Origin of the sequence: Bradyrhizobium sp. SZCCHNS3002 (assembly GCF_032377435.1) — a bacterium.
Classification (GTDB): domain Bacteria; phylum Pseudomonadota; class Alphaproteobacteria; order Rhizobiales; family Xanthobacteraceae; genus Bradyrhizobium.
Genome location: NZ_JAUHHY010000009.1, coordinates 16,936 through 36,906, shown reverse-complemented (window position 1 = coordinate 36,906; position 19,971 = coordinate 16,936). Strand labels below are relative to the sequence as shown.

Here is a 19,971-nt window from a genome sequence, read left to right as displayed (position 1 = left end):
ATTTGCAATGCTGGGCAGATCAATCATTGTTCGCCCGCGGCGTCAAAGGGGCTGGCCGCATTGCTGCCATCGCCACGGTGCTCATGCGCGGGCTTGGCTAACAGGATGTTGGTCCAGGACGCGGGCGATTTTCCGTGGGATTTGGGTCACGGACCGTCGCCACATACCGGCCTCACGCCGCCGTGGGTTGCGAAGTGCAACCGTTTATGGCCTGTCTGCGAACGGAATTTGACGTTTGCCAGGGGATGGAAATGAAGCGCTGTTTGGCTTTGGGAATTGCTGCGGTGGCGTCGGTGGCAAGCGCCGGAATGGCGCGGGCGGAAATGTTCGACACCAGGGACATCTTCGGCGGCGGGCCGAACTTCTACCAGGGCGCCGTCAGCCCGATCCCGCGCGAGACCGTGATGTTCCAGAGCCAGTATGCGCCGGGCACCATCATCGTGAACACCAGCGAGCGCCGGCTCTATCTGGTCCTGCCCGGCGGCCAGGCGCTGCGCTACGGCATCGGCGTCGGCCGCGACGGGTTCCGCTGGAGCGGCGTGCACCGCATCACCGCCAAGAAGGAATGGCCAGCCTGGACCCCGCCGTCGCAGATGCTGCGGCGCCGGCCCGACCTGCCGCGCCACATGGCCGGCGGCATCGAGAACCCGCTCGGCGCGCGCGCGATGTATCTCGGCTCCACGCTGTACCGAATCCACGGCTCGAACGAGCCCGAGACGATCGGCCAGGCGGTATCGTCGGGCTGCTTCCGCATGACCAATGACGACGTCGCCGACCTCTACGACCGCGTTTCGGTCGGCACCACCGTGATCGTCAAGAACTGAGCGCCGCACGCGGCCGCGACGATGAAGCAACGTCCCAGCGCGCATCCTCGCCAGGAGCGGCCCCGCTCCTGGCGCCCCGTGCGGAGCGCGGTGGTGGCCGCGCTGGCTGCGCTCGTGACCATGCCGCTGCCGGCGTCCGCCGCCGAGATCCCGGCGATCGCCGCCCGCCAGCGCGTCGAGAAGAAGAGCTTCACCGACGCCGAGATCGCCGACGGCTTCTTCAAGACCGCGTTCGGCGCCGAGTATCACCTGGCGGGCCGGGTCGACCGCATCCGCAAGTACAGCGCGCCGGTGCGGGTGTTCGCCGATGGCCGCCGCGCCGACCGCAAGGCGCAGCTCGCCAAGGTCGTCAGCGACATCGCCGCCCGCATCCGCAACCTCGACATCGCGATGACCGAGACCGACGGCGACGCCAATGTCCGCGTCAAGCTGGTGCGCGACCGCGACCTCTACCACACCATCAGCCAGGCCTATGGCAGCGAGCGCGCGCGCGAGATCAAGACCTCGCTGGATCCGCAATGCCTGTCCGGCTTCCGCAAGAACGAGGCGTTCGAGATCGAGCGTTCCGACGTCATCCTCACCGTCGACAACGGCGATTTCGTCTTCCTCGATTGCGCCTATGAGGAGCTGCTGCAGTCGCTCGGGCCTATCAACGACACCGCGAGCGTGCCCTGGACGATGTTCAACGACAACGTCTCGATGGGCTATTTCGACGTCTACGACCAGTACATCCTCAACATGCTGTACGACCCGCGCGTCAAGGCCGGCATGACGCTCGCCGAGGTCAAGGCCGTGCTGCCGGACGTGCTGACGGATGTGCGGGCCTGGGTGAGGAAGACCAACAATCTGGCGGAGTGAGAGGGGTTGAGTTCGCGGGGGGTCTTGGCCCTTAGTTGAGGTTCCTATCGCGCGTCAAACTCTGGTGTCGTCCCGGCGAACGCCGGGACCCATACGCCGCGGCCCTGCGATGAAGCACGCTGGGCGAGACCTTCTTCCAACAATCAAACTCGGTGGTTATGGATCCCGGCGTTCGCCGGGACGACACCGGTTTTGCCGAAACGGACCCGGCAACTCAGTAGCGGCGGCGGCAACTCCGCTACTTGCAAATCCCCTTCAACGCCCGCCATTCTTCCGCGCTCAGCAGCGGCGGGCCGCTCGGCGGCCGGTCTTCGGCGCGCATGCGGGCGAGACGGTCCTCGCTGAGCGGATGGCTGGCCCACAGCGACGGGCGCTTGCCGTCCTCCTTGCCGGTGATGCGGAACAGCAATTCGCCCATCGGCCGCGTCGGCCGTCCGAGCTTGTGCATCACCTCGATCGCGAAGCCGTCCGCGGCCGCCTCCGCCTCGCGCGAATAGGACGCGTTGATCATGGCCCGCGAGGCGAAGACCGCCGCGCCCGCACCGGTGACGTCGCCGAACAGCAGGCCGATCAGGAACGAGCTGCCGCCATTGTGGATCAGCTGCCGCAGGTTGTCGCGATGCTTGAGGTGGCCGAGCTCATGCGCCAGCACGCCGGCGACCTCGTCGGGGTCGTTGGCCTTGTCGAGCAGCCCCCTGAACAGGAAGAACCGCCCGCCCGGCAGCGCGAAGGCGTTGGGGATCGGCGTGTCCAGCACCTGCGACGCGATGCCGTCGTCAAGGCCGGCGGGGCGGCGCAGCGCCGTCACCAGCTTGGCGAAGGCGGCCTGCCCGGCCGCCTCGGTGCAGAGCTTGTCGCCGAACACGGTCTGGATCTGCACCACGGCGGCCTCGCCGAGATGCCGCTCCATGGTCGGCGGCACCAGCGGCGTCAGGCGGTCGGAGGCGAACGGAATCACCACCAGCACGACGGCGACGATGGAGGCCGCGGCCGCCAGCGACCAGCCGACGATGCGCGCGATGGCGCCGCGGGTCATCCTGTTCTGGTCGATGTGGCCGCAACGCGCGATCAGTTCGGCCGACAGCGCCGCGTCGCGGATCTCCAGCCGCGCCAGCGGCGACGCCGACAGGCAGCTTACGCGCAGCGTGCCGCTCGGCGCATCGACACGGCGGATGTCCTCATAGGGCCAGGAGACGAAATTGTCGGCGCTGCGCATCACCAGCTGATTGGCGAGGCCGATCGTGACCGTCTGCCGCCGGTTGGATAGTCCGTCGAAATAGACCGCGGGGCCGCCGAGCGGAGCGGCCGGCTCGACCGGCGTGGCGTTGGCTGGCGCAGCAGCGCCCGCCGGCCCGGGATCAGAATCCGGCGACGTCGAGTCCATCGGCAAACCCTTCGCCGAGCGCGCTGGCCAGATCGCCCTTGGCGGCGACATTGGCCATGGCCTCGATGCCATGCACATGAACCGACTGCAGCACCTTCGCCCACATGTCGCGCACCAGATAGAGCCGCATCACGACGTTGAGCGCCAGGATCCAGGCGATGTAGCCCAATCCGACCAGCACCAGCATCGGCACATTGTCGGACAGCGCCTGCACCTGAGGCAGGCCGTCGCTTCCCGGCCCCAGCAGCTTGATCATCAGCGCGGCGACGCCGCTGAAATAGGCGCCGGAGGCGATCGACAGCAGGAACCACCAGCCGATCACCTTCCAGTAGAGACCGTAGAAGGCACTGTTCGGCAGGTCCGATTCCAGCCGCACGCCGCCGAAGCGAATGCCCGACAGCCACCAGCGCCACTCGATCGCTTTGAACTGCGCATAGACGAATGGAAACAGCGGAAACAGCAGCAGTGCAAACGGCGCGACCAGCCACAGATACCAGGCGCGCTTGAAGAACTCCCAGCCGCGTCCCTCGAAATCGCCGCTGAGATCACCGTAATGCGAATGCCGCATCTTGTAGCGCTCGAGCGCGGCGGCGCGCCACGGCCAGGCCAGCCCCAGCGTGACCACCGCCAACAAGGTCCACAGCATGGCGCGGCCGGCATAGGCCCAGCCCGAACCCGTCATCCAGAACCGGATGCCGCGCCAGACCGTGCGCGTCAGCCGGTAGCGGCGCGCGCGGAAGATGGCGAACTGGCCGAACGCGTAGAAGGCGATCACCAGCGGCACGCTGGCGAAGCCCTGGTAGCGCTCGGCCTCGACGCCGATGAGGAAATAGGCGAGATAGATCGGGACGAGGATCGCCATCGCGAACAGGAAGCCGATCAGGAGCTCCTTGCCGCGCCCGGTATATTCGGCGGCATCACCATCGACAGCCGTGTTGACCCAGAGATGCCGGCGGATGTCGGTCGCGAGCCAGAAGCGGTAGAAGCCCAGTGTGATCAGTTCGATGGCCGCCCCGCGGCTGACCAGCCGGAAGAACTCGCCACGCGCCCCCGAGAAGGTGGCGGTGAGAGGCGGAAGCGGCGGCGGCTGCTCCGGAACGTAACTCATCTGGTTCACGGCTCAGGCCTCCGACACACGCAAAAAGATCTACAATATGCCTCGATGGTTCGTCGCCGGGACGACTCCGAGGTTCGACGCATTTTCTACTTAAGTCGGCCGGAAAAAAACACCGGCCTGGGTGGGGATGATTAAAATATCTGCAACTGGCCGGTTGGCGAACGCATGTCCCGCATACGCCAACCGTTCGGTCGGCGCCTCAGGACGTCTTCTCGAACAATTCCCGCCCGATCAGCATGCGGCGGATCTCGCTGGTGCCGGCGCCGATCTCGTAGAGCTTGGCATCGCGCAACAGCCGCCCGGTCGCATAGTCGTTGATGTAGCCGTTGCCGCCGAGCAGCTGGATCGCGTCCAGCGCACATTGCGTCGCCTTTTCGGCGGCGAACAGAATGGCGCCCGCGGCGTCCTCGCGTGTCGTCTCGCCCCGATCGCAGGCCTTGGCCACCGCATAGACATAGGCGCGCGCGGCGTTCATCGTCGTATACATGTCGGCCACCTTGCCCTGGACGAGCTGGAAGGTGCCGATCGGCTGGCCGAACTGCTTGCGCTCGTGCACATAGGGCAGCACCGCGTCCATGCAGGCCTGCATGATGCCGAGCGGACCCGCCGCGAGCACCGCGCGCTCGTAGTCGAGGCCCGACATCAGCACGTTGACGCCGCGGCCGACCTGCCCCAGCACGTTCTCCTCCGGCACCTCGCAATCCTCGAACACCAGCTCGCAGGTGTCGGAGCCGCGCATGCCGAGCTTGTCGAGCTTCTGTGCGGTCGAGAAGCCCTTCATGCCCTTCTCGATGATGAACGCGGTGATGCCGCGCGGGCCGCCTTGCGGATCGGTCTTGGCATAGACCACGAGCGTCTCCGCGACCGGACCGTTGGTGATCCACATCTTGTTGCCGTTGAGGACGAAGCGGTCGCCTTTCTTTTCGGCGCGCGTCTTCATCGACACCACGTCGGAGCCGGCCTGCGGCTCGGACATCGCCAGCGAGCCGACATGCTCGCCCGAGATCAGCTTCGGCAGGTATTTGCGCTTCTGCGCCTCGTTGCCGTTGCGGCGGATCTGGTTGACGCAGAGGTTGGAGTGGGCGCCGTAGGACAGGCCCACCGAGGCCGAGGCGCGCGAGATCTCCTCCATGGCGATGCAGTGCTCGAGATAGCCGAGGCCGGCGCCGCCATACTCCTCCTCGACCGTGATGCCGTGCAGGCCGAGCTCTCCGATCCGGGGCCAAAGATCGCGCGGAAACTGGTTGGAGCGGTCGATCTCGGCGGCGCGCGGCGCGATCTGCTCCTGCGAAAAGCTCGCCACCGTCTCGCGGATCGCGTCCGCGGTCTCGCCGAGATCGAAATTGAACATGCGCTGCGCGTTGGCGATCACGGGGCGGCCTCCTGCTAGTCTTCTGCTTTGCAACAATAGCTCAAAGCCATATTCCGTGGCGTGGCGCTTGTCACGCCCGACGTCCGGCCGAACACCAGCCTTGCAACGCAAGACTTGACGGGTCAGCCCCCGTCAAACTCGGCGCTTGCCCCGCGCTCCCGGGCAGGATGTAATCGCGCCAAGCATCGCCGGACAGCGCGAATCCGGCCATCAGGGAGACGTCCATGCACGGGACCAGCACGACGGCCGAGGCACATCGTCACGCCGCGAAGGGCGAGCGCGTCATCGACGCTGCCGCCGGCCGCGCCGCATCGCTGCCGCTCGCCGAATTCGACCCCGGTCATCCGGAGTTATTCCGCACCGACACGCACTGGCCCTATTTCGACCGGCTGCGCCGTGAGGATCCGGTGCACTACTGCAAGGAATCGATGTTCGGCCCCTACTGGTCGATCACCCGCTACGACGACATCATGGAGATCGAGACCAATCACGCGGTGTTCTCCTCGGCGTCCGCGCTCGGCGGCATCACCATTCGCGACGTCGATCCGGATCTCCGCCGCGAGAGCTTCATCGCGATGGACCCGCCGCGCCACGCCGCGCAGCGCAAGACCGTGGCACCGATGTTCACGCCGACACATCTCGACGAGCTCGCGATCAACATCCGCAAGCGCTCCGCCGAATGTTTGGACAATTTGCCTGTCGGCGAGGTGTTCGACTGGGTCGATCGCGTCTCGATCGAGCTGACCACGCAGATGCTGGCGGTGCTGTTCGACTTCCCCTGGGAAGACCGCCGCAAGCTGACGCGCTGGTCGGATATCGCCACCACGATTCCCGGCCCCGACGGGCTGGTAGCGACCGAGGACGAGCGGCAGGCGGAGCTGATGGACTGCGCGCGCTATTTCGGTCGGCTCTGGCAGGAGCGCGCCAGCCAGCCGCCGAAGAGCGACCTGCTGTCGATGATGGCCCACAGCGAGGCGACGCGGAACATGGACCCGAAGAACTTCCTCGGCAACCTCGTGCTGCTGATCGTCGGCGGCAACGACACCACGCGCAACACCATGTCCGGCAGCATCTATGCGCTCAGTCAGAACCCTGATCAGTACCGCAAGCTCAAGGACAACCCTGCGCTGATCGACAGCTTCGTGCCCGAGGTCATCCGCTGGCAGACCCCGCTCGCCCACATGCGCCGCACCGCGCTGGAGGACATCGAGTTCCGCGGCAAGCAGATCAGGAAGGGCGACAAGGTGGTGATGTGGTACGTCTCGGGCAACCGCGACGAGTCCGCCATCGAGCGCCCCTACGACTTCATCATCGACCGCGCCCGTCCGCGACAGCATCTGTCGTTCGGCTTCGGCATCCACCGCTGCGTCGGCTTGCGTCTGGCCGAATTGCAACTCAAGATCATCTGGGAGGAGATCCTGAAGCGCTTCGATCATATCGACGTGATGGACGAGCCGAAGCGGGTCTATTCCAGCTTCGTGAAGGGATATGAGACATTGCCGGTCAGAATTGCGGTGTAGGTTGTATTTGAGGGCGAATCCAATTGGCGCCGGCTCGAACGGGCCAGTAGCTGTGCGATACAGTGCCCTCTCCCCTTGTGGGAGAGGGCATCTCCGGCCCATCCGCGCACACGGTTGGGTGAGGGGTATCTCTCCGCGATCGACGCCCGCGGAGACAGACCCCTCACCCGACCGAGTTCACAGGGCTTTCCTGCATGCCCTCTCCCACAAGGGGAGAGGGCGCATTCATACGCACCTCATCTGCCGACCCTCGATCGGCAGATGCTGAGTTCAACGAAAGGGACCACCCCATGACCGTCCAGGCCGCGCTGCGTTCCGACAAGGCCGATCTGCTGCGCGACGCGCGCCTCGAGGCCTATGCGACGCCGATCGAGGACTTCCATCCCGGCGCACCGCGGCTGTTCCAGAGCGACACGATCTGGCCGTGGTTCGAGCGGCTGCGCAAGGAGGCGCCGGTGCACTACTGCACCAAGGCGCCGATCGAGCCCTATTGGTCGGTGACGCGCTATCACGACATCATGCATGTCGACACCAGCCACGCGCTCTTCTCCTCGGACGTCAGCAATGGCGGGATCATGATCCGCGACGTGCCGCCCGGCTACGAATGGCCGAGCTTCATCGCGATGGACGAGCCTCGCCATGGCGAGCAGCGCAAGACGGTGCAGCCGATGTTCACGCCGGAGCATCTCGACGAGATGGCGGTGCTGATCCGGCAGCGCTCGGCCAAGGTGCTGGACTCGCTGCCGCGCAACGAGACCTTCAACTGGGTCGAGAAGGTCTCGATCGAGCTGACGACGCAGATGCTGGCGACCCTGTTCGATTTCCCGTTCGAGGAGCGCCGCAAGCTGACGCGCTGGTCGGATGTCTCAACCGCGCTGCCCAAGAGCGGCATCGTGTCATCGGAAGAGGAGCGCCGCCGCGAGCTCGGCGACTGTGCCGAGACCTTCGGCCGGATGTGGAAGCAACGCCAGGCCGAGCCCGGCCGCGACCTGATCTCGATGATGGCGCATAGCGAGGCGACGCGCCACATGACGCCAGACAATCTGATGGGCAATCTGATCCTGCTCATCGTCGGCGGCAACGACACCACCCGCAATACGATGACCGCCTCAGTGCTGGCGCTGAACGAGAACCCGGCCGAGTATCAGAAGCTGCGCGACAATCCGGCGCTGATCGAGACCATGGTGCCCGAGGTGATCCGCTGGCAGACGCCGCTCGCCCATATGCGGCGCACGGCGCTGGTCGATACCGAGCTCGGCGGGAAGACAATCAGGAAGGGTGATCGCGTCGTGATGTGGTACGTCTCGGGCAATCGCGACGAGGAGGTGATCGAGAACCCCGACGCCTTCATCATCGACCGCAAGCGGCCGCGCATCCACCTCTCCTTCGGCTTCGGCATCCACCGCTGCGTCGGCATGCGGCTGGCCGAGCTGCAACTGCGCATCGTCTGGCAGGAGATCCTCAAGCGCTTCGACCGAATCGAGGTCGTGGGCGAGCCGAAGCGGGTCTATTCCAGCTTCGTGCGAGGTTACGAGTCGCTTCCTGTGAGGATTCCGGGGTGAGGGCCACGCCTGAGGCCCCCCACCTGTTCGATCGCCCGTCGTCGCAACCCGGCGGCGCGATTCGAGTTAGAAGCCGCGACTGAAATTGCCGTCAGCCCGCCCAATCTCGAGCGCCTGGGCCTTCGACACCCGATCGCGACACATGATGTATTTCAGAACCTGCGCGTCGGTCCCGGCACGATGAGCACGCCACATGTCGAGGGAGAAGCCGTCCTTTGCCATGCAGGCTTGAGAATGAGGACTGTCGTTGCGCTCTCTGGCGTTCGCAACGCCGGAAGCGAAGAGTGCGGTCGATACCAGGAAAATACCAAGCAGTTTCATCAAATCATTCCCTTGAGATGTCATGTGAGATCAAACACGGGAACAATAGCCGGCACGATCGCAAGCACAAGCGTCGGGTTGCCCATGGAATCACGGGGAGACATGATGACCTCATGTGATGAGGCGCAACGCGTGCTTTGACCAGATCATTCCTCGCACCCTTTGCGGGTGCTCATTTACCGAAAGTCGTCATGGCAGTATCCGACCCGCCGACAACAGGCCCCGACTGGCCGCTTGCCATCTACGAGGCGCTGAAGGCCGCCGGCGTCCGGCAACTCTGCTACGTCCCGGACGCCGGCCATTCCCGTCTGATCGGCCTTGCGCATGACGATCCCGCGATCGCCACCACGGTCCTGACCACCGAAGAGGAAGGCGTCGCGCTGTCCGCCGGCGCCTGGCTCGGCGGCCAGCGCGCGGTGCTGCTGATGCAATCGAGCGGCGTCGGCAATTGCGTCAACATGCTCTCGCTGCTTCAGAGCTGCCGCTTCCCGTTCCTCACTTTCGTGACCATGCGCGGCGAATGGGCCGAGTTCAATCCGTGGCAGGTGCCGATGGGAAAGGCCACGCAGGCCGCCTTCGAGATCATGGGCGTCACCGTGTTCCGGCTCGAGCATCCCGAGGACGCCGGCGAGATGGCGGCGGCCTCCGCCAAGCTTGCATATGACAGCGATCAGCCGATCGCGGTGCTGATCTCCCAGCGCATGATCGGCGCCAAGAAGTGGACGGAGGTGAAGTGATGAGAGCACCGCTCGACCGCCGCACCGCCGTCAAGGCGCTGCTGCAGGACCGTGGCGACCTGCTGGTCGTCAGCGGCCTCGGTTCAGCGTCCTACGACGTGTTCGCCGCGGGCGATCACGACACCAACTTCTATCTCTGGGGCGCGATGGGCGGCGCAGCCATGGTCGGCCTGGGTCTCGCCCTGGCGCAGCCATCGCGCCCGGTCGTCGTCATCACCGGTGACGGCGAGCAGTTGATGGGGCTCGGCAGCCTCGCGACATTGGCTGCGAAGAGGCCGCGCAATCTTGCGATCGTCGTGCTCGACAACGCCCATTTCGGCGAGACCGGGATGCAGATGAGCCATTCCGGGCTCGGCGCAAATCTCGAGCTGATCGCGACCGGAGCCGGCTTTCCCTCGGTCAGCACCATCGAGGACAGCGCGGCGCTCGATGCCTTCCGGCCGAAGCTGCACGCGTTATCCGGGCCGCATTTCGCCCGCGTCGCGATCTCGACCGATCACGTCGACCGCGCGCTGCCCGCACGCGACGGTGTCTTCCTCAAGAACCGTTTCCGCGGCCATCTCGGATTTCCCGTCAGCTAGAACGCAGCCGCAGGCCGCCTGCTCTGTCGCTCCGGCAAGGCTGCTCGGCTGCAACGCTGGCATTCCAAGCTTGCCAAGCGTGACCCGCTTGGTCATAGGCTATCAGGAACAAGTCCAGGGAGAGAGCCCAGGCCGCGTCACGGCGGCCCGCGGAGCAACACATGACAGACCAGCATCAGCACGACGATTACGCCGACATCCGCGACGCAGTGGCCAAGCTGTGCGCGCAGTTCCCCGGCGAATACTGGCGCAAGCTCGATCGCGAGATGGCCTATCCTTCCGCCTTCGTCGATGCGCTGACGCAGGCCGGCTATCTCTCCGTGCTGATCCCCGAGGAGTATGGCGGCGCCGGATTGAAGCTGTCGGCGGCGGCGGCGATCCTCGAGGAGATCCAGCGCGCCGGCTGCAATGGCGGCGGCTGTCATGCCCAGATGTACACGATGGGCACGGTGCTGCGGCACGGCTCGGCCGAGCAGAAGGCGAAGTGGCTGCCGAAGGTCGCCAGCGGTGAGTTGCGGCTGCAGGCGTTCGGCGTCACCGAGCCGACCTCGGGCACCGACACCACATCGCTGAAGACGGTCGCGAAGCGCGACGGCGACAGCTACATCGTCAACGGCCAGAAGATCTGGACCAGCCGCGCCGAATACTCCGACCTGATGATCCTCTTGGCGCGCACCACGCCGAAGGATCAGGTGCAGAAGCGCACCGAGGGTCTCTCGGTGTTCATCGTCGACATGCGCGAGGCCAAGAAGGCCGGGCTCACCATCCGCCCGATCCGCACGATGATGAACCACGCCACGACCGAGGTGTTCTTCACCGACATGCGGGTGCCGGCGGAGAACCTGATCGGCGAGGAGGGCAAGGGCTTCCGCTACATCCTCTCCGGGATGAACGCCGAGCGCATCCTGATCGCGGCCGAATGCGTCGGCGATGCCAAATGGTTCATCGCCAAGGCGACCGCCTATGCCAAGGAGCGCGTCGTGTTCGGCCGTCCGATCGGCCAGAATCAAGGCATCCAGTTCCCGATCGCCAAGGCCTATGCCTCGATGCGCGCGGCTGAGCTGATGGTGAAGGAAGCCACGCGCAAATACGAGGCCGGGCAGGATTGCGGCGCCGAGGCCAACATGGCCAAGATGCTCGCGGCCGACGCCTCGTTCGAGGCGGCCAATGCCTGCATCCAGACTCATGGCGGCTTCGGCTTCGCCGAGGAATACGACGTCGAACGCAAGTTCCGCGAAACGCGGCTGTATCAGGTGGCGCCGATCTCGACCAACCTCATCCTCTCCTACGTCGCCGAGCACGTGCTCGGCATGCCGCGTTCGTACTGATATGCACGGTCGGAACAATCGCCCGCGGCCATCCTTCGAGACGCCCGCCTGCGGCGGGCTCCTCAGGATGAGGATCTTGTATGCGACGAAATCTTTAGCCCCTCATGGTGAGGAGCGCCGCCCTTGCGGCGCGTCTCGAACCATGAGGCCCCATTTCGTGAGTTCACGCCATGCTGCCGCTTGAGGGAATCACCGTCATCGCCGTCGAGCAGGCGGTGGCCGCGCCGTTCTGCTCGTCGCGGCTGGCCGATGCCGGCGCTCATGTCATCAAGATCGAGCGGCCCGAGGGCGATTTCGCCCGTGGCTATGACGCCGCCGCCAAGGGGCAGAGCAGCTACTTCGTCTGGCTCAACCGCGGCAAGGATTCGCGCGTCGTCGATCTCGCCAAGCCGGAAGGCCGCGCCGAGCTCGAGAAGCTGATCGCCGGCGCCGACGTGCTGCTGCAGAACCTCAAGCCCGGCTCGATGGACAGAATGGGCTTCGCCCGCGAGCGGCTGCGCAAGGACTATCCGAAGCTGATCTGCTGCACCATCACCGGTTACGGCGACACCGGTCCCTACGCCGACCGCAAGGCCTATGACCTGCTGATCCAGGCCGAGAGCGGGCTCGCCTCGATCACCGGCGGGCCGGATGGTCCGTCGCGCGTCGGCATGTCGATCGTCGACGTCGCCACCGGCGCGACGGCGCATGCCGCGATCCTGGAGGCGCTGATCAAGCGCGGCCGCACCGGCGACGGCGCCGATATCAGGATCTCGATGTTCGACGTGATGGCCGACTGGCTCACGGTGCCGCTGCTCAACGCGGAAGCCGGCAATGCGCCGAAGCGCATCGGCCTCGCCCATCCCTCGATCGCGCCCTATGGCGTGTTCACCTCGAAGGACGGCAAGGACATCCTGATCTCGATCCAGAGCGAGCGCGAGTGGAAGACGCTGTGTGCCAAGGTGCTGGACCAGCCGGCCCTGCCCGACGATCCGCGCTTCGCCAACATGGTCGCGCGCGTGCGCAATCGTGCGCTGACCGACGGCATCGTCGCCGAGCGCTTCGCGGCGCTGTCGCGCGATGAGCTGCTGGGCAAGCTCGCGAGCGCCGACATCGCCTTTGCCGAGGTCAACAGCATGTCGGATCTCGCGGTCCACCCGCATCTGCGGCGGATCGAGGTCGACACGCCAAACGGCGTCGTCAGCTATCCCGCACCGGCGGCGATCGTGGTCGGCGACGACAGGCGTTACGGCGCCGTGCCCGCGATCGGCGAGGCCGCCTCGCCCCATCAGCGAAAGGGATGATCATGACGGACATGCTCGATCTCGATCACCTCCGGCAATGGATCGGCCGCAGCGCCGAGGCGACCGACCTCGTCACCCCGCAGCTCACCAAGGGCCTGCGCGCGACGCTGTTCCTGGACATCGGCGAACCGACGACCGGCGACATCGCGCCCTACACAGTGCACTGGTGTTTGGGCCAACCGGTGTTTCCGCACGATCAGCTCGGCCCCGACGGCCATCCGACGCGCGGCGGCTTCCTGCCGCCGGTGCCGCTGCCACGGCGGATGTGGGCCGGCGGCGAGGTGCAGTTCGTCGATCCCCTGCGCGTCGGCGATGTCGCGACGCGTGTTTCGACGATCACCGACGTCACCCTGAAGAGCGGCTCGACCGGCCAGCTCTGCTTCGTGTCGGTGGAGCATGTCGTATCGACGCCGCGCGGTGTCGCGGTCCGTGAGCGCCAGGACATTGTCTATCGCGACATGGGCGGCGCGCCGGCTGCGCCGGCAAAAGCGCCGCCGCCTCCGGTCGCGCAGCACAGCGAGACGCGCGTGTCCGATGCGGTGCTGCTGTTTCGCTATTCCGCGCTGACCTTCAACGGCCACCGCATCCACTACGACCGCGACTACGTCACCAGGGTCGAAGGCTATCCGGGCCTGATCTTCCACGGCCCGCTGCAGGCGGCGCTGCTGGTCGAGTTCGCCGCCAGGCTGAAGGGCAAGCCGCCGGCCAGGTTCACCTACCGCGGCGTGCAGCCGTTGTTCGAAGGCAGCGAGTTCTCGGTCAACGCCAACGACAAAGATGGCGGCCTCGAGCTGTGGACGGCCAACGCCGAGGGGCAGCCGACCATGAAGGGCACCGCGACGTGGTGAGATAGGCTATCGTCATTGCGAGCGAAGCGAAGCAATCCAGGGCCGCACCCGGGACTCTGGATTGCTTCGTCGCTTCGCTCCTCGCAATGACGGCAATTCGAGGAAACGCCTTTGGCAAAAACAACCAAAACAACAACCAAGCCCGTCACCGTCAAGCAGGCCACCTTCGACCTGTTGCGCGCCTTCGGCATCAAGAAGGTGTTCGGCAATCCCGGCTCGACCGAGCTGCCGTTCCTCAGCGACTGGCCCGAGGACATCGACTACGTGCTCGGCCTGCAGGAGGCCTCGGTCGTCGGCATGGCCGACGGCTACGCGCAGGCGACGCGCAATGCCGGCTTCGTCAATCTGCATTCGGCGGCCGGCGTCGGCAACGCGCTCGGCAACATCTACACCGCGCACCGCAACCAGACTCCGCTCGTCATCACGGCCGGCCAGCAGGCGCGCTCGATCCTGCCGCTGCAGGCGTTTCTCTATGCTGAGCGTCCCTCGGAGTTTCCGCGCCCCTACGTCAAATACAGCGTCGAGCCGGCGCGGCCCGAGGACGTGCCGGGCGCGATCGCGCGCGCCTACTACACGGCGATGCAGCCGCCCTGCGGGCCGACCTTCGTCTCGATCCCGATCGACGACTGGATGCATCCGGCGCAGCCGATCGCCGCACGCAAGGTCAGCCGCGAGCTCGGCCCCGATCGCACCGCGATGGACGAGCTGGTGGGCGCGCTCGCAGCCGCGAGGAATCCCGCGCTCGTGGTCGGCCCCGGCATCGATCGCGCCGGCTGCGTCGACCTGATGGTTGCGGTCGCCGAGAAGGCCAGGGCCGCGGTCTGGGTCAGCCCGTTCTCGGCGCGCTGCTCGTTTCCCGAGCGCCATCCGCAATTCCAGGGCTTCCTGCACGCCTCGCCCGGACAATTGTCCGATGCCCTGAAGCCGCACGACCTCGTCGTCGTGATCGGCGCGCCGGTCTTCACCTTCCATGTCGAGGGCCATGCCGCGATCTTCGACGGCGCCACCCCACTTTATCAGATCACCGACGACGCCGAAGGCGCTGCGGTGCCGCCGATCGGCACCAGCATCATCGCGACGATGCGCCCGGCGCTGTCGCTGCTGCTGGAGCTGCTGCCGGAGACCAGGCGCACCGCGCCGAAGGGCCGCGTGCTGCCCGACGCGCCAAGGCCGTCTGATCCGATCCCGGTCGATTATCTCCTGCACACCCTGTCGCAGACGCTGCCCCAAGGCAGCGCCGTGGTCGAGGAGATCCCCTCGCACCGGCCGGTGATGCACAAGTACATGCCGATGCCGGGCGCGGATTCGTTCTACACCATGGCGAGCGGCGGGCTCGGCTACAGCCTGCCGGCGGCGGTCGGCATGGCGCTGGGCCGCAGCTCGGGCCGCACGGTGTGCCTGATCGGCGACGGCTCGGCGATGTATTCGCTGCAGGCGCTGTGGACATCAGCGCAGCGCCGGCTGCCGCTGACGGTCGTGGTCATCAACAATTCCGGCTATGGCGCGATGCGCTCGTTCAGCCAGGTCATGCAGGTGCGCAACGTGCCCGGGCTCGAGCTGCCCGGCCTCGATTTCGTCAAGCTCGCCGAGGGCATGGGCTGCGACGCGGTGCGCGTGAGCCATGCCGCCGAGCTCGAAGGTGCGCTGGCGCGAGGCCTCGCCCATGCCGGCACGAGCCTCATCGAGGTGATGGTCGACGCCGCGGTGCCGCTGCTCTACGCGCAGAAGGGCTGAGCCCGCGTTCGTACAGCGGACGTTCTGTCAACCACGCCGTATGCGACAATGCGTCGCATCTTCAATGGCGGCAGCATGGCTCGCCGCGAAATGCTCATCGGCCCGCCGCAACCGTGCAACCGGCGGTGTCGAGCGCAACCAATTGTTTCCAAAGCTTTCTGCTCCCCCGCGCCATCTCGCCGCGGCCGGCTTGCCGCAAACATCGCGAAATCCTGCCGTCAGCTCGCAGGCAGACGCCTTGCTGCTTGCAAGGTCCGACCATTCTGCAAGCCAAAATCATTTTCAAAAGGTTCCATCATCCAATCCAGCGTACCAAGGGAGTTGAGCTGATGGCGGATAAGAAGAATCTTCAAACCGCGGCGTCGAGGACCGATCTCTATCGCCATGTCAGCGTGCTGGCCCTGATGTCCGCTCTGGCGGTGACGGCGCTGCCGCATCAGGCCCATGCGCAGGCGATGACCACCGCCCTTGCCACGTCGGCCACCACCAACGCCGCCGCGAAGGCGGCGCAGGATGCGGCGGCGAAAGCCGCGGCACAGGCGGCCGCCAAGGCTGCCCAGGATGCCGCTGCCAAGGCCGCGGCTGCTGCCGCCGCCAAGGCCGCGCAGCAGGCCGCCGCCAAGGCTGCGCAGCAGGCTGCTGCGAAGGCGGCGACCGACGCGGCTGCGAAGGCTGCAGCCAACGCCGCTGCGAAGGCCGCGGCCAGCGCCGCCGCCAAGGCTGCTTCCACGGCTGCCTCCACGGCTGCGACCGCCGCTGCGGCGACCGCGGCGAGCAGTGCCGCCAAGACTGCGGCTGCAACGACGACGGCCGCGGCCATGACGACCAGCACCACCGCCAAGCCGGTTGCTGCCACCACCACTTCGGCTGCGACGACCAGCACGGCCGCCAAGCCTGTCGCCGCCGCCAGCACCGCTGCCAAGCCCGCTGCTGCCGCCACCGCGGCAACGACGACGACCGGCACGGCCAAGACCGCCGCCGCGACCACCACGAGCACGACCACCACCGCCGCCAAGCCGGCCGCGGCGGCCACGACCACTGTCGCGCTCGCCAAGGCCACCGCGGCGCCGGCAGCCGCAGCGACGCCGGCCAAGGCGGCCGCTGCAGCGTCGAGCAGCAGCGATGCCGTCGCCAAGGCCAATGCCGCCGCAGCAGCCGCGGCGCAGACCGCGGCCGCCGCCGAGGCGCAGGTCGCTGCCGACCGCAAGGCGATCGACGTCGCCCGTCAGGCCGAGCAGAACGCGAAGGGCGCCGCGATCGAGGCGCAGGAACAGGCTGAAAAGAACCCGACAGCCGCCAACCAGGCCGCGGCGACCGCGAACGCCGCGAAGCTAAGCGCGGCCTCGGCCGCGCTGCAGGCCGCGTTCCAGAAGCTCGACAAGGACATCGACGTCTCCAACGAGGCCAAGGAAGCCGCCAACGCCGCCAAGGACACCGCGCGCGAGACGGCCGAGGCTGCCGGCAAGGCGGCCCAGCAGGCCGGCCAGGCGGCCGGCAACGCCAACAATGGCGGCAATGCCAACAATGGCGGAGCGGCGGCCGGCAACGGCGGCAACAACAACAATAACAACAACCAGCAGAACCAGGCGGCCCAGGAAGCCGCCGAGCAGGCTGCGCTGCAGGCGGCGTTGAAGACCGGCGAGCAGGCACGCGCGGTCGCCCAGCAGAAGACCCAGGCCGCGCAGGCGGCTGCGACCCAGAACCAGAAGACGGTCGAGGCTGCGCTGAACCAGAAGATCGGCACGATCGATGCGACCGTCGAAGCGGCCGAGCAGAAGGTGAACGCCGATCGGCAGGCCCTGGAGCAGGCGCGCCAGGCCGCGCAACAGGCCAAGCAGGACGCACAGGAGGCCGCCGAGGTCCTCGAGCGCGCCAACAATGCGGCCAACCAGGCCGCACTCGCGGCCGCGCAGGCCAAGGCGCAGACCACCGCCAACGCCTTCAACCAGGCCAACGCGACGCTGAACGCCGACAACCAGGCCCTGACCCAGGCCCGCGAGACCGGCGAGCAGCAGGAGCAGGCGCTGCGGGCCACGGCTCAGCAGCAGATCCAGGCCGGCTACACCGCCGCCCAGCAGGCCACCCAGGCCGCCTGGGCCGAGGCGCAGCAGATCGGCAACGCCGCGCTGGCCGCGCTCGAACAGTAAGACCGCTCCGCGCCGCCGCTCGGGTTACGCCGGGCGGCGCGGACACCGATAACGATAACAAGACCATCACCAGCCGCATGCCGAACCGACCGGGGATGGCGCACGCGTCGGCGACCTGACCTCATCCCGCCGCGTGAGACTCCCCGGTCACCCCACCCGTCAGGCATGCATTGCCTCGAGGCCCCGTCCCCTGCGGGGCCTTTCTTTTTTGCGCGAGATGGGCCAGCCCGCCCTCGACGGCCATGCAGACCGGGCGCATCGGCCACAAATCCGGTCGGACAGACGTCGCCGCGTCGGATGCGCGGGTTCGCGTTCGCGCCCTCGCTGTCGCGCGGCTCGCGCGGAACGACGGGCCGAGGTGCACGCGGCGACTGTCGTCCACCCGCCCTGTTGCCCGCTCAATATTGGAATCGCACGCCGACGACGCCGACCACCGCCATGAAGTTGTTCAGCGCGATGTTGGAGCGGGTCCATTCGGTGCGGACCTCGCTCTTGAGCTGAACGTTGCGGTTCATCTTGTAGGTGCCGCCCGCGGCAACGAACATGCGCTGGTCGACGCGGCCGATGCCGACGAACTGATCCTGGCCGTAGCCGCCGCGCAGCGTTCCGATCAGCCACGGCTCGAACTGATGATCCATCTGCAGGATCACGTCGCGCGACAGGATGCCCGAGACGTTCATCGCCGGCGTCTCGGAGGCCTGCGAGCGCGCCACCAGCACGAAGGTGGTGGCGTCGGTCGCGGCCCAGGCGAGCGTCGCATCCGCGATCACGCCGTTGATGTTCGGCATCAGCGGCGAGTCCATGCGGCGCGTGAGATAGCCGACCGAGGCTTCGCCGGTCAGCGTTCCCACGTTGACGACGGCGCCGCCGCGCGCGGTGATGCCGCTGGAATCGCGGCGCTGGCCGTTGAAGTCGACCTGCAGATCGTGGTTGCGCCGATCGAAACTCATGTCGACGAACGGCGAGATGTTCGGCGTCAGCGCATAGGTGATGCGGACCTGCGCGCCCGGCTGGGTGTAGTTGCGGTCCTGCGTCCGCAGCGGCACGTTGGCGACGATCAGCGCGTCGTTGAACACGACGCGGTCGGCCGATCCCTTGAATGCGATCTCGGCGGGACCGATCTTCTGCAGCACGCCGGCGCTGCCGCCGAACGTCGTGGCGCGGGGCAGCTTGAGCGCGCCCGGCAGCGCCAATGCATCGTTGACGAAACGCGCCTCGCCGGTGATCGCGGTGCCCTCGGTGACGTCATAGCGCCCTTGCGCCCGCGCCTCGAAGGTCGGATGGCTGAGCGAACGGACGTTGGTGTCCTCGGTGTAGGCGCCGCGGAAATCGGCGTTGAGCTGATGCCGCTCCCATTGCGAGCGGACCGCGACCTCCGTCGCCACGATGGCGACCGGTGAGCCCTGCCCGCCGTTTCGCCGGGTCGGATTGGTGTCGTAGCCGGCCTGGATCTCGACGGCGGGCTTCACCAGGAACGACCCGACCGTCACACCCGTCGGATCGTAGGGCTTCGCATCTGCGGTCACCGGTTGCGGTTTCACCGTGTTCAGATTGCGATCGGGAAGAACGTCGCGGTTGCGCAGCACGGCCGCGGGCTGGGCTGCTGCCACGGTCTCGTCCGGCTTGGCCGGCTGTGCCTCGGCGGCTGGCTTTGCTGCGATCTGCCGTGCGGCGGGTTGCGGCGCGGCGCGTTGAGCGTCTCCCGCCGGCTCGGCCGTGGCGACGCGCGCGCCACGGGCGGGCTGAAACGCGGCGAATCCGAAGCTGCCGACCGCCGCGTCGCGCTTGCCCGGCGCGGCCAGCGACGGCGCACCGGCCTCGCGCACCGGACGCAGCAATGCGCTGACGCCACGCGGGTCCTGGCGCATCATCAGCGTCCGGCTGTCGTTGGTGATCCGCGGAACGTTGTAGTAGATGCTGCGCGCCGTCACGTGACGGAAGAACAGCCGGTCGGCGCGTCCCGGAACGACGTCCGTCGGCTTGGCCTTGATGGTCTGCTGCGCGGACGCGCCGTCCACCACCATCACGGTCAACAGCAGCACCTCGACGAGCGCGAGCGTGACCCCGCGGTGGGATCGCGTCACCATGAGCCGCTTGGTCCGCACCGCGAACGCGCCGGTCTTGTGTGGTGAATGAGCCTGCAAAGCAATGCCGGGGTATGCCAATATCACGTGACGACGTCAGGTCAGGGCGCCGTCGCAATGAATACGCAGCGCATGCACGCGACGAGCTCCCCTTGTCTGGCAGATAGCCGGAAAACGTCGGCGGAAGTTTTGCCGAGCCGGGATGATTTCAGGCGAGATTGAGAGCTATTCGCAATGAGTCGCCGCGAAGCCGCGCAGCGGTGTCTTGGCG

The 19,971-nt window shown here is 66.9% G+C and carries 16 protein-coding genes; 11 read left to right on the top strand and 5 right to left on the bottom strand.

The genetic code is table 11. The features are described from left to right. The first annotated feature begins 251 nt into the window (after positions 1–251). Both QW845_RS19600 and QW845_RS19595 read left to right on the top strand, forming a co-directional pair. Positions 252–824, top strand: a complete 573-nt coding sequence (locus tag QW845_RS19600) for a L,D-transpeptidase (RefSeq protein WP_315803198.1) — start codon at positions 252–254, stop codon at positions 822–824. A 120-nt stretch (positions 825–944) separates the two neighbouring features. Beyond that, positions 945–1,682, top strand: a complete 738-nt coding sequence (locus tag QW845_RS19595) for a DUF2927 domain-containing protein (RefSeq protein ID WP_315803489.1) — start codon at positions 945–947, stop codon at positions 1,680–1,682. Between the two features lie 238 nt (positions 1,683–1,920). On the opposite strand, the gene QW845_RS19590 is transcribed toward QW845_RS19595, so the two are convergent. The 3 genes from QW845_RS19590 to QW845_RS19580 form a co-directional block, all read right to left on the bottom strand. After that, positions 1,921–3,066 carry a M48 family metallopeptidase gene (locus QW845_RS19590; RefSeq protein ID WP_315803197.1) on the bottom strand — a complete coding sequence of 382 codons (1,146 nt, stop codon included), beginning with the start codon at positions 3,064–3,066 and terminating at the stop codon, positions 1,921–1,923. After that, entirely contained in the window at positions 3,041–4,174 is a 1,134-nt protein-coding gene (locus QW845_RS19585) for a DUF898 family protein (RefSeq protein WP_315803488.1), read from the bottom strand. Before QW845_RS19585 ends, QW845_RS19590 begins: the two co-directional genes overlap by 26 nt. Before the next feature lie 208 nt (positions 4,175–4,382). Continuing rightward, a complete protein-coding gene (locus tag QW845_RS19580; RefSeq protein WP_315803196.1) occupies positions 4,383–5,555 on the bottom strand; it encodes an isovaleryl-CoA dehydrogenase in 1,173 nt (390 codons plus the stop codon). A gap of 224 nt (positions 5,556–5,779) precedes the next feature. Here QW845_RS19580 and QW845_RS19575 point away from each other — a divergent pair, with 224 nt between their 5' ends. Both QW845_RS19575 and QW845_RS19570 read left to right on the top strand, forming a co-directional pair. After that, on the top strand, positions 5,780–7,075 hold the full coding sequence (locus tag QW845_RS19575) for a cytochrome P450 (protein ID WP_315803195.1): 1,296 nt from the start codon (positions 5,780–5,782) through the stop codon (positions 7,073–7,075). A gap of 290 nt (positions 7,076–7,365) precedes the next feature. Beyond that, positions 7,366–8,637 carry a cytochrome P450 gene (locus tag QW845_RS19570; protein ID WP_315803194.1) on the top strand — a complete coding sequence of 424 codons (1,272 nt, stop codon included), beginning with the start codon at positions 7,366–7,368 and terminating at the stop codon, positions 8,635–8,637. 66 nt (positions 8,638–8,703) lie between these two features. Here QW845_RS19570 and QW845_RS19565 read toward each other — a convergent pair whose 3' ends face one another. Further along, positions 8,704–8,958 carry a hypothetical protein gene (locus tag QW845_RS19565; RefSeq protein WP_315803193.1) on the bottom strand — a complete coding sequence of 85 codons (255 nt, stop codon included), beginning with the start codon at positions 8,956–8,958 and terminating at the stop codon, positions 8,704–8,706. A 191-nt stretch (positions 8,959–9,149) separates the two neighbouring features. On the opposite strand from QW845_RS19565, the gene QW845_RS19560 reads away from it, so the two are divergent. The 7 genes from QW845_RS19560 (at position 9,150) to QW845_RS19530 (ending at position 17,616) form a co-directional block, all read left to right on the top strand. Next, complete coding sequence (locus tag QW845_RS19560) at positions 9,150–9,695, top strand: thiamine pyrophosphate-binding protein (RefSeq protein WP_315803192.1); 546 nt, start codon at positions 9,150–9,152, stop codon at positions 9,693–9,695. Continuing rightward, positions 9,695–10,276: a thiamine pyrophosphate-dependent enzyme gene (locus tag QW845_RS19555; protein ID WP_315803191.1), complete on the top strand. Its 582-nt coding sequence runs from the start codon at positions 9,695–9,697 to the stop codon at positions 10,274–10,276. The genes QW845_RS19560 and QW845_RS19555 overlap by 1 nt, the downstream gene beginning before the upstream one ends. Before the next feature lie 161 nt (positions 10,277–10,437). Continuing rightward, a complete protein-coding gene (locus tag QW845_RS19550) occupies positions 10,438–11,604 on the top strand; it encodes an acyl-CoA dehydrogenase family protein (RefSeq protein ID WP_315803190.1) in 1,167 nt (388 codons plus the stop codon). Positions 11,605–11,774: 170 nt separating this feature from the next. Then, on the top strand, positions 11,775–12,887 hold the full coding sequence (locus QW845_RS19545; protein WP_315803189.1) for a CaiB/BaiF CoA-transferase family protein: 1,113 nt from the start codon (positions 11,775–11,777) through the stop codon (positions 12,885–12,887). Positions 12,888–12,889: 2 nt separating this feature from the next. Further along, positions 12,890–13,735: a MaoC family dehydratase N-terminal domain-containing protein gene (locus tag QW845_RS19540; protein WP_315803188.1), complete on the top strand. Its 846-nt coding sequence runs from the start codon at positions 12,890–12,892 to the stop codon at positions 13,733–13,735. 111 nt (positions 13,736–13,846) lie between these two features. Further along, positions 13,847–15,469 carry a benzoylformate decarboxylase gene (gene mdlC, locus QW845_RS19535; protein WP_315803187.1) on the top strand — a complete coding sequence of 541 codons (1,623 nt, stop codon included), beginning with the start codon at positions 13,847–13,849 and terminating at the stop codon, positions 15,467–15,469. A gap of 329 nt (positions 15,470–15,798) precedes the next feature. Then, positions 15,799–17,616 carry a hypothetical protein gene (locus tag QW845_RS19530; RefSeq protein ID WP_315803186.1) on the top strand — a complete coding sequence of 606 codons (1,818 nt, stop codon included), beginning with the start codon at positions 15,799–15,801 and terminating at the stop codon, positions 17,614–17,616. Between the two features lie 398 nt (positions 17,617–18,014). Here the strand turns inward: QW845_RS19530 and QW845_RS19525 are convergent, their stop codons facing one another. After that, a complete protein-coding gene (locus QW845_RS19525; RefSeq protein WP_315803185.1) occupies positions 18,015–19,703 on the bottom strand; it encodes an outer membrane beta-barrel protein in 1,689 nt (562 codons plus the stop codon). Between the last annotated feature and the right edge of the window lie 268 nt (positions 19,704–19,971).

Bases quoted from the DNA above. Each gene is read 5' to 3' on its own strand.
- QW845_RS19600 (WP_315803198.1), top strand. From the start codon at position 252: ATGAAGCGCTGTTTGGCTTTGGGAATTGCTGCGGTGGCGTCGGTGGCA.
- QW845_RS19595 (WP_315803489.1), top strand. From the start codon at position 945: ATGCCGCTGCCGGCGTCCGCCGCCGAGATCCCGGCGATCGCCGCCCGC.
- QW845_RS19590 (WP_315803197.1), bottom strand. From the start codon at position 3,066: ATGGACTCGACGTCGCCGGATTCTGATCCCGGGCCGGCGGGCGCTGCT.
- QW845_RS19585 (WP_315803488.1), bottom strand. From the start codon at position 4,174: ATGAGTTACGTTCCGGAGCAGCCGCCGCCGCTTCCGCCTCTCACCGCC.
- QW845_RS19575 (WP_315803195.1), top strand. From the start codon at position 5,780: ATGCACGGGACCAGCACGACGGCCGAGGCACATCGTCACGCCGCGAAG.
- QW845_RS19570 (WP_315803194.1), top strand. From the start codon at position 7,366: ATGACCGTCCAGGCCGCGCTGCGTTCCGACAAGGCCGATCTGCTGCGC.
- QW845_RS19565 (WP_315803193.1), bottom strand. From the start codon at position 8,958: ATGAAACTGCTTGGTATTTTCCTGGTATCGACCGCACTCTTCGCTTCC.
- QW845_RS19560 (WP_315803192.1), top strand. From the start codon at position 9,150: ATGGCAGTATCCGACCCGCCGACAACAGGCCCCGACTGGCCGCTTGCC.
- QW845_RS19555 (WP_315803191.1), top strand. From the start codon at position 9,695: ATGAGAGCACCGCTCGACCGCCGCACCGCCGTCAAGGCGCTGCTGCAG.
- QW845_RS19550 (WP_315803190.1), top strand. From the start codon at position 10,438: ATGACAGACCAGCATCAGCACGACGATTACGCCGACATCCGCGACGCA.
- QW845_RS19545 (WP_315803189.1), top strand. From the start codon at position 11,775: ATGCTGCCGCTTGAGGGAATCACCGTCATCGCCGTCGAGCAGGCGGTG.
- QW845_RS19540 (WP_315803188.1), top strand. From the start codon at position 12,890: ATGACGGACATGCTCGATCTCGATCACCTCCGGCAATGGATCGGCCGC.
- QW845_RS19530 (WP_315803186.1), top strand. From the start codon at position 15,799: ATGGCGGATAAGAAGAATCTTCAAACCGCGGCGTCGAGGACCGATCTC.
- QW845_RS19525 (WP_315803185.1), bottom strand. From the start codon at position 19,703: ATGGTGACGCGATCCCACCGCGGGGTCACGCTCGCGCTCGTCGAGGTG.